At 50.8% G+C, this 12,141-nt stretch carries 11 protein-coding genes and 1 pseudogene; 3 read left to right on the top strand and 9 right to left on the bottom strand.

Features of this window, described 5'->3' with window-relative positions:
- Positions 1-139: 139 nt before the first annotated feature.
- Positions 140-295, top strand: a pseudogene (locus DW642_RS16770) (electron transfer flavoprotein subunit beta); the annotation flags it as partial.
- Positions 296-415: 120 nt separating this feature from the next.
- On the opposite strand, the gene DW642_RS07570 reads toward DW642_RS16770, so the two are convergent.
- From DW642_RS07570 to DW642_RS07555, 4 genes are all read right to left on the bottom strand, one after another.
- The gene (locus tag DW642_RS07570; protein WP_117509773.1) at positions 416-1,690 is read right to left on the bottom strand and encodes a transglutaminase domain-containing protein; all 1,275 of its coding nucleotides are present in this window, start codon (positions 1,688-1,690) and stop codon (positions 416-418) included.
- Positions 1,587-2,378, bottom strand: a complete 792-nt coding sequence (locus tag DW642_RS07565) for an N-acetylmuramoyl-L-alanine amidase (protein ID WP_330410121.1) — start codon at positions 2,376-2,378, stop codon at positions 1,587-1,589. Before DW642_RS07565 ends, DW642_RS07570 begins: the two co-directional genes overlap by 104 nt.
- An 82-nt stretch (positions 2,379-2,460) precedes the next feature.
- A complete protein-coding gene (locus DW642_RS07560) occupies positions 2,461-3,477 on the bottom strand; it encodes a hypothetical protein (protein ID WP_117509772.1) in 1,017 nt (338 codons plus the stop codon).
- A 60-nt stretch (positions 3,478-3,537) separates the two neighbouring features.
- Positions 3,538-5,238 (bottom strand): glycosyl hydrolase family 18 protein, encoded by a 1,701-nt coding sequence (locus DW642_RS07555; protein WP_158554994.1) that lies wholly within the window; start codon positions 5,236-5,238, stop codon positions 3,538-3,540.
- A gap of 695 nt (positions 5,239-5,933) precedes the next feature.
- Here DW642_RS07555 and DW642_RS07550 point away from each other — a divergent pair.
- Positions 5,934-6,683 carry an adaptor protein MecA gene (locus tag DW642_RS07550; RefSeq protein WP_055220132.1) on the top strand — a complete coding sequence of 250 codons (750 nt, stop codon included), beginning with the start codon at positions 5,934-5,936 and terminating at the stop codon, positions 6,681-6,683.
- Positions 6,684-6,751: 68 nt separating this feature from the next.
- On the opposite strand, the gene DW642_RS07545 is transcribed toward DW642_RS07550, so the two are convergent.
- On the bottom strand, positions 6,752-6,922 hold the full coding sequence (locus DW642_RS07545) for a DUF362 domain-containing protein (RefSeq protein WP_022461616.1): 171 nt from the start codon (positions 6,920-6,922) through the stop codon (positions 6,752-6,754).
- 206 nt (positions 6,923-7,128) lie between these two features.
- Here DW642_RS07545 and DW642_RS07540 point away from each other — a divergent pair, with 206 nt between their 5' ends.
- On the top strand, positions 7,129-7,332 hold the full coding sequence (locus DW642_RS07540) for a DUF1858 domain-containing protein (protein WP_022461615.1): 204 nt from the start codon (positions 7,129-7,131) through the stop codon (positions 7,330-7,332).
- 64 nt (positions 7,333-7,396) lie between these two features.
- On the opposite strand, the gene DW642_RS07535 is transcribed toward DW642_RS07540, so the two are convergent.
- From DW642_RS07535 to DW642_RS07520, 4 genes are all read right to left on the bottom strand, one after another.
- On the bottom strand, positions 7,397-7,993 hold the full coding sequence (locus DW642_RS07535; protein WP_055220134.1) for a MerR family transcriptional regulator: 597 nt from the start codon (positions 7,991-7,993) through the stop codon (positions 7,397-7,399).
- A 157-nt stretch (positions 7,994-8,150) separates the two neighbouring features.
- Positions 8,151-9,485 (bottom strand): replicative DNA helicase, encoded by a 1,335-nt coding sequence (gene dnaB / locus DW642_RS07530; protein WP_022461614.1) that lies wholly within the window; start codon positions 9,483-9,485, stop codon positions 8,151-8,153.
- Positions 9,486-9,489: 4 nt separating this feature from the next.
- Entirely contained in the window at positions 9,490-9,936 is a 447-nt protein-coding gene (rplI, locus tag DW642_RS07525) for a 50S ribosomal protein L9 (protein WP_022461613.1), read from the bottom strand.
- A 1-nt stretch (position 9,937) separates the two neighbouring features.
- Positions 9,938-11,983, bottom strand: coding sequence for a DHH family phosphoesterase (locus DW642_RS07520; RefSeq protein WP_117509770.1), 2,046 nt, complete (start codon positions 11,981-11,983; stop codon positions 9,938-9,940).
- Positions 11,984-12,141: the final 158 nt, after the last annotated feature.

Raw genomic sequence — 12,141 nt, 5'->3', positions numbered from 1 at the left:
CCGCTTCTTTCTTCTTTTTCTTAATTTTCCCGGCGCGGTCGTTCTCCAACCGCTCAAATATCCCTTTACTCTACCAAAAATCGGCCTTTTTCACAAGCCCCCACGGGGGATATTCTTAACGCCGGCGCAGGGTATTCAGGTGATCGGCGGCGCGGATCTGATTATCTGCGGACGTCAGACAACCGACGGCGATACCGCGCAGGTCGGCCCTTTGATTGCGAAACATCTGACGATCCCGCATGCCGCCTGGGTCGCAGAGGTTACCGATGTCACGGATCATTCCATCACCGTCCGTCAGGATCTTGTGAGTGTTTCCCAGGTTTCCGAACTCCCTTATTCGTGCCTGATTACCATCGAGTTTCTCGAGCGCGAGCTGATCGACATTTTGTTTCCGGATATTTTTAAAGGAGAACCGTCATTCACTCGGTTCTCCTTTATATTGCCAGAATACCATCAGCTTTCTTGTCGCCGTATCCTCGCTGTATGTATATTTTACGGACCCGAGTCCGTAATAGCTGCAAAGATAGCCGGAAGCCTTATCGAGAAGCTCCGGTCGGGCTTCCATGACCTGTGCCATCAGATCATCGGTGGCAAATTTAAATTCGGAATACTCTTTCGTCTCTTCAATATCCGTCTCCATTTCCCACAGAATCTGTTTTGCATCAAATGTATCCATGTACCGGCCGATCTGGCGGTAATACTCGAGGTCATCTGCATTGCACGCCGGGAGCGGCAGATTCGCATCCGCCTGATGCGTGTCCGAAAATTCCGCATCGGAAACGCAGAGAAAATCGTAGTAGATCAGGTCGTCCGGCAGATTGTACTCGCCGCTCTCGCCCTCTGCGAATACCGGATCGCCCCAGGTTACATCGACGTTGTAATAATTGTCTCCGCACTTTACGATATTCCAGCCGTGCGCCTCGCCGGTGTCTGTCGTTCCCGTCACATAAATGACCGGGATGTCCAGGCGGTTCATCAGATACTGGAACGTTCTGGCATAGCCTGCGCAGACCGTCTGTCCGTTCACAAGTCCGCTGTAGAGTGTCTGATTCTCCGGCGCATCTTTCACATAATCAATCTGCCGGATACATTTTTCAAAGACAGCCTTGATCTTCCCATAGTCATCCATCGAACGGTCGATATCACTTAAGAAATCATTTCCCGCCCCTTTGACCTGGGTCTGGCGGCCTGTGATCTCCTCCGCAGGAATCGTGTATTCCGGAACTACCTCGCAGTAGTTCTTCGGCTCGCCGTATCCCGTGACATGTGATGCTCCGTTGATCCAGCAGTACTCCGGGTAATCCATATAGACCCATCCGTAAACCTCCGCCGTCACATCGGGATCGCCGCCTTTTGTGATGATGGTTTCCTGGTGTTCCGCGATTCCCTGCACCAGTTCGCGGTAAATCATCTGTCTGTTTTCATCGAGCTGGCTGTAATAATACCGCTTCGCCAGCTCCTCCTCATCTGTATTTTCCGCCTGAAACTGTGTTGCGCCATTCTCTGACAGACCATTGTTTTCGTCTGCCGTCTGTGAAGCAGTGCTGCTGTCCGCTCCGCTTCCGTTCTGCGCGGGATCGCTCTCATCAAATTCTCCGAATACCAGATAAGCCGCCAGCAGGACAAGCATAAGCGGAAGCAGCGCCCGCAGCGGTCTCTTCCGTCTTCGTCTGTGTCTTCTCTTTGCCATTCTTCTTTTCTCCCAGATACGTTAAAACGCCGTCACACAGTGCATCCGCCACCTTTTTCTGGTACTCCTTTGTGTTCAGGAGCGCTTCCTCCTCCGGATTTGAGAGGAATCCGCACTCGCAGATCACCAGCACTGCGTCTGTCTTCTTCAGCATGTAATACGTTTTGTTTCCCTTGGCTTTCCTGTGATTCGCCGGATCGAGCCCCGCGACCAGTGCAGCCTGCATGCAGAGCGCCAGTTTTTCGCCTTCTTTTGAATCCGTATAATAAAACACCTGCGCCCCTTTGACCGCCGCATCCGGGTAGCTGTTCTGGTGAATGCTGATCACACAGTCCGGCTTTTTTTTATGAATCAGCTGCACGCGCCGCTGCAGATCCTGCACTTTCGCATTCACGGCTCCCGGATCGGAGAGATCATCCTCCCCTTCCCGCGTCATCACCACAAGGATTCCCTGCTTTTCCAGCTTCTTTTTCAGCAGACGGGCAATCGCAAGGTTGATGTCCTTTTCTTTGACACCGTTTGCCCCGATTTTGCCGGGATCGTCGCCGCCGTGGCCGCTGTCCAGCACCACTACTTTTGTGGCTGCCTTCTGTGCTGCCACCAGCCGTGCGCCCTCGCGGGACAGAACATACGCCGCCGAAAGCAGAATCACCGCCATCAGCCATTCCAGTTTTTTCCCTTTTTCCAAATGAAAAGCCCCCTGCTGCAAATTTCCTTTCTTGGTCATTTTATGCAGCAGCGGGGCAGGTTACAACTCTTATTGCTTCCGGTTACTCTTCCTCATCTTCTTCATCATGCGCGCGATTCGGGATTTCATCCTCTTCTTCGTCGTTGTCATCATCGAGATAATCCGGCTCATTTTCGAAATCGATGACTGCGGAATTTTCGACGATTTCGTCTTCTTCCTCTGCTTCTTCTGCGGTATCTTCACTGCCTGGCTCTGCGGCTGTTTCTTTTGCCTCTCCGGGAAAGATACTTTTTACCGGATCTTTCATGAAGGTTTCCACTTCCGACGCAGAACGTTTCATCTCCTCACGCATTTTTTCGATGCCGGCAAAAGCCTCCTCAAAAATTCTGCGGTTCTTCTCGAGTACACTTGTCATGGTTTCCATCTCGGCGTAAATCTTCTGGTATCTGGTGTTGGCTTTCTGCAGTTCCGCGTCCATATGGCTCTGGATTTCTTCTGCTTCGGCCTGCAGTTTTTCTTCATAAACAGCAGCCAGTTCCTCGCCCTTCTGACGTGCGCTCTCTACCATGTATTCGCACTGTTCCTTCGTCTCGCGGCGCTGCTTTGCACAGGATTCCTTTGTCTCTTCCTGCTGTTTCCGGCAGGACTCGTTTGTCTCCTCTCTCTTTTTGCAGCACGCCTCATCCGTTTCCTCCGTTTTCTCGCGGCAGGACTCGTCCGTTTCTTCGGTTTTCCGGCGGCAGGCTTCCTCGGTCTCTTCTTTTAGCTTTCTGCAGCTCTCCTCTGTTTCCTGTGTCAGTTTTTTCGCTTTCACCTGTGCCTCAAACACAAGGCCGCTGATGCTGTCATAATTGTCGATATAGCTCTGGTATTTCTCATGAATGTTTTTTTCGAGCTCCTCGATTTTATCCTCACGCTCGCGGATCTTGCGGTTCAGCTTCTCGATTTCCTGCTCGTTTTCCTCGATCTTCGCTTCCAGTTTCTTCTGAGCGGCATACGCCTGATCTTTCAGGTTCTGCACTTTCGTCATGACATCGTCCTTATCGAAACCGCCCATCAGCGTTGTTTTAAATAATTCTTCGTGATTGTTTTCTGACATGTATACTCCTCCTTCGTGCCCGGGCTTTTATCATTCCCCTTATCCTTCCCGGACTCCTCGTCAACTGTTTGTTTCAATATATTCTGAAATCAGACTCCAGACGTCTGCGCACTCGAATCCGAGCTTCCACTCTGCCACTCCGGCGAGATCGGCGCTTTGGATCACTTTCAGTTTTTCCTCCATGGACTGCTCATCCTCCATCCAGATCGTGTATCTGGCATCGGAAGTTTCTACCGTTGCCACATTCTGGCCAAGGGATGCATCCCAGGTTTCTGTCATCTGATTCTCTTTGGCATAGTTTTTGGCGCCATCCATGCCCAGCACCTCGCTGGTAATGGCGCTCTGTCCGAACTTTTCCGTCCAGACACGGGTATAAAACGGGATTCCGCAGATCACCTGATCGGCAGGCATCACCCGCGTCATCTCCTCCACGGCCTGCTGTACGAACGGGAGGGATGAAACAGAGCCTGCCTCCTCGCTTCCCGCGAAATGCTCGTCATAGGCCATGACAATCATATAGTCCACAAATCTTGCCTGCTCGCCGCGCTGATAATACATCGTGTAAGCCTGCGGTACCGGCGTATCGACCGACACCACAAGATTCTGTGCATGCGCCGCGCTCGTCAGTTCCCGCAGAAACTGCAGGTAATGCGGGATTCCGGCCTCTTTCAGATTCTCGAAATCCACGTTGATGCCGTCCATGCCGCACGATGCTGCCTCGGCGAGCAGCTGCTCAATGATTCTGCTGCGCACGGATGCGTAGGCAAGATCGGTTGTTTCGTCAAATGCTTCATTAAAGTTATCAATCAATCCCCAGACTTCCCGTCCCGCGTCATGCGCCAGTTTCACGTAATCGGCGCTCGCAAGGCTGGAAATCGTACCGGTTTCGTCTGTCACGGAAAACCAGGTCGGTGAAATCACGTTCACGCCGGTCATTTCTGCTGTCATCTCTGCCATCGCGTCGTTCGACTCGGTCGATGTGCTCTGATGCCAGACCAGATTGATTTTGTGATCCCGTGTAATTCTTTCATAGGAATCTTTCTTTGCCGTCCGCGCTTCGATGGCCTCCGGCTCGGAGATATCCTCTGTCTGGATGTATCCGGTATAGCCGTCCGCCGTCATGACTTTGCACCAGTTGTCCAGATTTTCCAGATACAGCAGGGTGTCACCCTTCTGTACATCCGCAAGAATCAGACTCTTGATGCCGCCCTTCTGGCGCACCTGCGCGGTGTCTGACTGTACCGTCGCCTGCTCCACGCCGTCCCATTCATTCCGGATTACAACACGGTTGGGATCGCTGTAATATGCATAGTCGAGATCTGTGTATTCTTTTACGACATCCAGCGAAATGTAAACCGTTCCGTCGCTCTCCTGCTGTACGGCAGGCTGTCCGCCCGGTGTTTTGGCAACGGCCGCATCGCCCGGAAGCAGTGTCTGCACGCCGCCGCTCGTTGTAAGCAGGATTCCTTTTGTTTCTTCATCCCAGTAGAAGCAGCTGTTCAGCTGGGATTCTACATATGTGTACGCCGCATACGGCTCTCCTCCGATAAGGACGGCCTGCTCTTCCAGAAGTTCTCCGTTCTGGATCAGCGCAACGCTGTTTTCGTCTGTCAGGTTAAAATATTCGTTCCCGGCCATGTATTCGGTTCCGGGTTTATATCGGTTTATCAAAAATGAAACAATGCCTGCTGCACCGACTAGCACGATCAGAATCAGTACGACCAGTACCGGCGCTGCTTTTTTCTTCTGTTGCTCCTTCATGTGTTCTTTTCCCCTTTTCTTCGCTCTGAAGATCTCCCCACTTGCGCCCATTATAACAAAAAAAATACCCAATAGCAACCGTTATGCGCAAGGGAACCGCATGCGAGTCAGAAAGTATCGTTACAGTTCACTGGTTCCCAGCGAACTGTAACATTCGCAGCCCTCATTTAAAGTTTTGCTTCGCAAAAGGAGGGCTGCTCACACCTGAATCATGTTCTTACGCAGCGAAACAGCAGGTGTTTCACTGCTGATTGAACAGTAACGAACGTATCGTTGCTTTTTGCTATTGGGTATTTTTCAGAAAATCTGTTTAAAAAGTTTTGTCGATTGTTTGTTTCATGGCTTATTTGCAGTTGTGACGTACAAAAAAGAAAGCCCCATCGATCCGTATGAAATACTTTTGTTTTTAGTTTCAATGATCATGTTTCGCGGGGACGCCTTCTTATCCGATCCGTTTTTTCTGTGCCTGCTTCCGGCCGGAGTATGCACCCTCCGGACAGAAGCAAAGGTTTCCCCAACTCCCATTATACTTCAAACCGGGGGAATTACAAATAAAGTTTATCCCTTCATTTCTGAAAAAATTATGCGAAATGTAAAAAAAATCTTAAGTTCTTTACTTCTTTCCGTGATGTGTTATACTATATTGTAAGCAGCCCTATTTATATAAGTAAAGAGTAATTAAGGACGTGAGAGTTATGAAAATAGAAAAAATCAATGATAACAAGATCCGCTGCACACTGACCAGCGCCGATCTTGCCGAAAGAAATTTAAAGCTCAGCGAACTGGCTTACGGCACGGAAAAGGCCCGCAGCCTGTTTCAGGATATGATGCTTGAAGCCAACCAGCAGTTCGGCTTCAACGTGGATAATGCCCCGCTCATGGTCGAGGCCGTTCCGGTGGCTCCGGACAGCATTGTCCTCATTATCACCAGAGTCGAGGATCCACAGGAGCTCGACACCCGCTTCGCCAAATTTGCTCCATCCGGCGACGATACGGACGGACCGGAACCGGTACAGTATTCCGGCGCGGACGACATCATCGACCTGTTCCACAAGCTCTGCGATGTGAAGAACAAGGCACAGGAAATCGCAAAGAAAGCGGCACAGAAGGAAAACGAAAAAGAGCCTGCAGCATCCGAGGAAAAGAATGTGGATCTGGTACGCACCTTCCACTTCTCAACCCTCGACGATGTCATCAGCTCCGCAAAAGCGCTGAACCAGTATTTTACCGGCAGCAATTCCCTCTATAAGAACAGGGCAGATGCCAACTATCAGCTCGTTCTGCACCAGTCCGGCTGCAAACCGGAGGAATTCAACAAGGTCTGCAACATTCTTTCTGAGTACGGCAGACAGGAATCCTTCTCCCTGGCCGCTGAAGCATTTCTGCTGGAACATGGAAATGCAATGGTAAAAGAGAATGCTCTGCAGGAGCTGGCTTCTCTGTAAGTTTTGAAACGTATGTATAAAAAAAGGAAGTCCGCGAAGGACTTCCTTTTTTGTACGTTCCGTACAAATTACTCTTCTGTGATAGCCTCGGTTGGACATACGCTTGCGCATGTTCCGCACTCAACGCATACATCCGGGTTGATTTCGTAATGGGAATCTCCCTCAGCGATAGCCTCTACTGGACATTCTCCAGCGCAGGTTCCGCAGCTTACACATTCGTCTGTGATTACATATGCCATGATCTTATCCTCCTTGTAGATTTTTTGGCCCTTTCGGTACTATCCACATTGTAAACGATTGCCCCCTGAAATACAAGTACAAAATTATAAACATTCTATAATCTTATGAATTTGTTCTTGCATTCCCCCCGGGGGTACGCTATAATCAAAATAGCCGTCAAAATCGGAACGACGGGTATATACACATTTAAAGGAGGAACTTTAAGATGGCAAAGATCTCGAAAGACATGACAATCGGCGAGTTAATCGCAATGGATACAAATATCATCGGAATCCTGATGGGAGCCGGTATGCACTGCATCGGCTGCCCTTCTGCACAGGGTGAGTCCTTGGAAGAAGCAGCTATGGTTCACGGCCTGGACGCTCAGGTTCTGGAAGACCAGATCAACGATTATCTGGCTGCAAAATAAGTCGGATTTCCGCGTGGATCCAAAAAGAACGCCTCTCGCAGGCGTTCTTTTTTTTCTGTCCGATTTACCCATTGTTCCGATGGCCCCGTTTTGCTTTCGTCCGTTTTCCTTTCTGCTCCAGCGTCGCCGCTGCTTCTCTCCGGCTCTGCTGGTGGCGGCGGATCGCCTCATCCACACGGCGGCTCCGCTCTTCCTGGCGCCGCTTCTGTATCATCTGATCGAGCAGACGGCCGAGCACGCGGTAAAACTCCGTCTGACGCTCCTCCTCTTCCTGCCGCATCACAGTGTCCGCCAGCTGTTCTGCTTCCCGCTCGGGCAGAAGATCGACAACCACCTCCGGCACTTCGTCCGCTTTTCCCGGTATTGCCGGATCCGGCTTCTCCTTTGCCGTCTCTGCCGCTTCCGCCGGAAACGCTTTGATCTCCGCCGTTGCCTGCACCAGCTTCGGCATCAGCTCGCGGATCGCTTTCAGGTGAAGCCCCTTTTTCTTCAGTTCCCGGATTCCCAGAAAAATCTGAATGTCCTGCGCAGTATAGCAGCGGTGTCCCAGCGAATTGCGGTGGATTTCCATGCCGAGCTCGTCCTCCCAGTACCGGAGCACATGCGCTTTCTCCCCGGTCAGCTTCTCCGCCTCCGTGACCAGATACGTTCTATTTTCCATACGGCAGCCACTCCCTTCTTCCCTTTATTATAGGATCTGTTATCCCCTGCCGCAAGAAAATCTCATCGTAATATTCCGACAACTTCATACAATTATACACAAAAAACGTGCCGCAGGACTATCCCACGACACGTTCTGACACATAAAATATTTTCTTTTATCTCTCTGCATTCGCAAATTTCGTATAATCCGGCAGCCAGACCAGATTGACGGTTCCGATCGGGCCGTTTCGCTGTTTGGCGATGATGATTTCCGCGATTCCCTTATTCTCGGAATCCTTATTATAGTAATCATCTCGATAGATAAACATAACAACGTCGGCATCCTGCTCGATCGCTCCCGACTCACGCAGGTCGGAAAGCATCGGACGGTGGTCGGTACGCTGCTCAACAGCCCGGGAAAGCTGGGACAGTGCAACAACCGGCACATTCAGCTCTCTCGCGAGTGCTTTTAAGGAACGGCTGATATCCGAAATCTCCTGCTGGCGCGATTCCGAGGAGCTCTTTCCGCTTCCCGACATCAGCTGCAGGTAGTCAATGATGATGATATCAAGACCGTGCTCCAGCTTGTATTTGCGGCATTTCGACCGCATCTCTCCGATCGAGATACCAGGTGTATCGTCGATCATCAGTCGGGATTCACCGATCATGCCGGCGCTCTCGATCAGCTTGCTCCATTCGTCGTCTTTCAGGTTTCCGGTTCTCAGATGCTGGGAATCTACTTTCGACTCCATCGAGAGCAGACGGTTCATCAGCTGCTCCCGCGACATCTCGAGACTGAAAATCGCAACGGCTTTGTCTTTCTTAAACGCCATATACTGCGCAATATTGAGGACAAACGCCGTTTTACCCATAGACGGACGTGCCGCAATCAGGATAAAGTCAGAGTTCTGCAGACCCGATGTCTTGTAGTCCAGATCCGTGAATCCGGTCGGAATACCCGTGACATTTCCCTTCGTCTTCGATGCACGCTCGATGTTCTCCAGCGTATTGATGACAACCTGGCGGATCGGCATGAAGTCTCCGGAATTCCGCTGGCCCAATAACTGGAACATCTTCTTTTCCGTCTCCTCCATGATGACTTCCACCGGCTCTTTGTTCAGATAGCAGTCATTCTCTATCTCTTCTGTCAGCTTAATGAGACGGCGCAGCACCGCTTTCTCGCTGACGATGTTCGCATAATGGCGCACATTCGCCGAAGTCGGCACCGCATTTAAAAGATCGCGGACAAACTCCATCGAACTGATCTCCGGCGGAACATCCTTTTCACGCAGGCGGTTCTGCAGGGTGACCAGATCGACCGGTTTTCCCTCATTGAACAGCTCCACCATGGCATCAAAAATGACGCCGTACTGGTGCTGGTAAAAATCGTCGCTCGTCAGGATTTCCGATGCCGCCATGATGGCTTCGCGCCCCATCAGCATGGAACCGATGACCGACTGCTCCGCCTCGATGCTGTGCGGAAGGATTCGTTTAATCAGTGCTTCTTCCATAGAATTATGCTTCTTTTACGATAACTTTCAGCTTTGCAGTTACTTTGGTATGCAGGCGGATCGGCACTTCTGTCGTTCCAAGAACCTTGATCGGGTTCGGAAGCTGCATTTTCTTTTTGTCGATGTCGTATCCGAGCTGCTCTTTTGCTGCCTCAGCGATCTCTTTTGCCGATACGCTTCCGAATACTTTTCCACCCTCGCCGACTTTGATTGCTACGGTAACCTGTTTGTCCTCAATCTCTTTCGCGAAAGCCTGTGCCTCAGCGAGCTGCTCTGCTGCCACTTTGTCCTCGTGTGCTTTCTGGAGTTTCAGCTCATTCAGGTTTTTTGCGGTTGCCTCGATGCCGAGTTTTTTCGGCAGAAGCATGTTTCTTGCATATCCGTCACTTACGTTTACAGTCTGTCCTTTTTTACCAAGTGCTTTTACGTCTTCCAGTAAGATAACTTTCATATCAGATTTCTCCTCCATCCTGCATTTCTGTTAAGGTTGATTTTAGGAGGCTACGCGCCCCCTCCAGATCGACGGTCTCAAGCTGGCATCCTGCCATATTCAGATGACCGCCGCCGCCCATCCGCTCCATGATGATCTGTACATTGACCTCATCAATCGCGCGGGCGCTGATATAGATCACGCCTTTATACTCGGTCAGTACAAAGGACGCCTTGACACCGACAATGTTCAGCAGCTCGTTCGCCGCCTGCGCTCCGACCACCGTCGGGCTGTCCACATAGTCGCTCGGGCATTCGGAAATCGCGAACTGGCCGCGGAACAGCTCCGCATTGCGGATCGTCTCTCCTCTTGCCTTGTAATCGTTCATATCCTCACGGAACAGCTTGCGCACACGCGTCACATCCGCACCGCAGCGGCGCAGGAACGCTGCCGCCTCGAACGTGCGGACACCTGTTTTCTGCATAAAGTTGTCGGTATCGATCATGATGCCGGCATAGATGCTGTCCGCCTCCACGTTCCGGATGCGGATTCCTTCGGTAAAATACTGGAGAATCTCGGCAACCATCTCGCTCGCGGATGATGCATACGGCTCAATATAGGAAAGCACCGAGTTGCGGATCGTATCGCTTCCCTGCCGGTGATGATCCAGCACGACGATCATTTTCGCCATGTACAGCAGATCCTCACACTGTGTGATGCTCGGTTTGTTCGTATCGACCACAACGAGCAGCGTGTTGTCGTCCATGATCTCTTTCGCCTCATGGTTGTTGACAAACATGTCCGCCTCATAATCCTGGTTGTCGCTGAACGTATTCATCAGCGGAATGATCGAGCTGGTCGGGTTGTCGATGACGATGTACGCTTTTTTATTCAGCGTTTTCGCCGCACGGTAGATACCGATGGCCGCACCGAACGAATCGGCATCCGGCAGGCGGTGTCCCATGACAACGACCTTCTCTTTCGTGTTCATAAACTCTTTCAGCGCGTGCGCCTTGACGCGGGCTTTGACTCTCGTATTCTTTTCCACAGCCTGCGTTTTTCCGCCGAAATACTGAATCTTCGAACCGTCCTTTAAAACGACCTGATCGCCGCCCCGGCCAAGAGCCAGGTCGATCGCGATTTTCGCATACTCGGAGTTTTTCGCAAACGATCCAGCATCTGCTCCGATACCCATACTGATTGTGACCGCCATCTCGTTTCCGATGTTGATGGTCTTGACGTCCTCGAGGATATCGAACTTTTTCTCTTTCAGTTCATTTAACGAACTCCGGCGCATGACCACGATGTATTTGTCGTTCTCATACCGCTTCACCAGTCCATCGAGATCGTTGAAATATTTGTTGATCTTTCGCTCGACCAGTGCGGTCAGAAGGGAACGGCGGACCTCCTCGACGCTCTCCAGCGCCTCGTCGTAGTTGTCCAGATACAGAAGACCGGTGACCATCGTTTCGTCCTCGAATTTCCGCATATACTCGCGGAGCTCCGTCTCATCGAACAGATACAGTGCCTGAATAAAATAGCCTTTGATATCTGTGTTGATCATCTCCGAATTCTGGATCAGCTCGTCGATGCAGACGCTTTTTACATGGGCACGGAAATTCTTTTCGCCGTAAGCCACGTTGATGTCGGTCTCCTCCTCATTTTTCGGCAGCCGCTCGACCGTCAGCTCCGGAAAAATGGTGGCGATACATTTATGATACTGTGTATCCTTCCCTGTGATTTTTGTAAACTCTTTGTTGACCCAGAGAAGTTTTCCCTGCGAATCCATAACGGCATAGGGCAGCGCCAGTTCCTGGATCAGATGCTTCTGAACCTGGCCGTATTCGGTCGCAAAGGTAATCAGCTCGTTGATCACCTGCGGACGCTGTCTGTAATAGGGAACTGCGGCTGCGATCACATAGACTGCAAAAAACAGCGTGAACCACATTCCTGCCATCACATCCACAAAATACATGCCGATATTCATCACAAGCATCAGGATGGACAAAATCAGCGGCCATCGAAGATAGCTCCGCAATTGGCCGCTCAACTTCATTTTGCTTTTCATTTCCTAACACCTTTCCAACGTTGCGTGTTGTATTTCGCTCCTGTCCTTCCGATTATACCACTTTGACCTGTACTTTGGCAACAAGATACTTCTGGATACAAAAAAGGTACCCGCCCTTTTCGGGCAGATACCTCCATTTATTTACCGATTCAAAATGA

This window comes from Blautia sp. AM23-13AC (assembly GCF_003435675.1).
Classification (GTDB): Bacteria; Bacillota; Clostridia; order Lachnospirales; family Lachnospiraceae; genus Fusicatenibacter; species Fusicatenibacter saccharivorans.
The sequence above is the reverse complement of the archived record's forward strand: the minus strand, read 5'-3'. Positions and strand labels throughout refer to the sequence as shown.

Bases quoted from the DNA above. Each gene is read 5' to 3' on its own strand.
- DW642_RS07570 (WP_117509773.1), bottom strand. From the start codon at position 1,690: ATGGCAAAGAGAAGACACAGACGAAGACGGAAGAGACCGCTGCGGGCG.
- DW642_RS07560 (WP_117509772.1), bottom strand. From the start codon at position 3,477: ATGTCAGAAAACAATCACGAAGAATTATTTAAAACAACGCTGATGGGC.
- DW642_RS07555 (WP_158554994.1), bottom strand. From the start codon at position 5,238: ATGAAGGAGCAACAGAAGAAAAAAGCAGCGCCGGTACTGGTCGTACTG.
- DW642_RS07550 (WP_055220132.1), top strand. From the start codon at position 5,934: ATGAAAATAGAAAAAATCAATGATAACAAGATCCGCTGCACACTGACC.
- DW642_RS07545 (WP_022461616.1), bottom strand. From the start codon at position 6,922: ATGGCATATGTAATCACAGACGAATGTGTAAGCTGCGGAACCTGCGCT.
- DW642_RS07540 (WP_022461615.1), top strand. From the start codon at position 7,129: ATGGCAAAGATCTCGAAAGACATGACAATCGGCGAGTTAATCGCAATG.
- DW642_RS07535 (WP_055220134.1), bottom strand. From the start codon at position 7,993: ATGGAAAATAGAACGTATCTGGTCACGGAGGCGGAGAAGCTGACCGGG.
- dnaB (WP_022461614.1), bottom strand. From the start codon at position 9,485: ATGGAAGAAGCACTGATTAAACGAATCCTTCCGCACAGCATCGAGGCG.
- rplI (WP_022461613.1), bottom strand. From the start codon at position 9,936: ATGAAAGTTATCTTACTGGAAGACGTAAAAGCACTTGGTAAAAAAGGA.
- DW642_RS07520 (WP_117509770.1), bottom strand. From the start codon at position 11,983: ATGAAAAGCAAAATGAAGTTGAGCGGCCAATTGCGGAGCTATCTTCGA.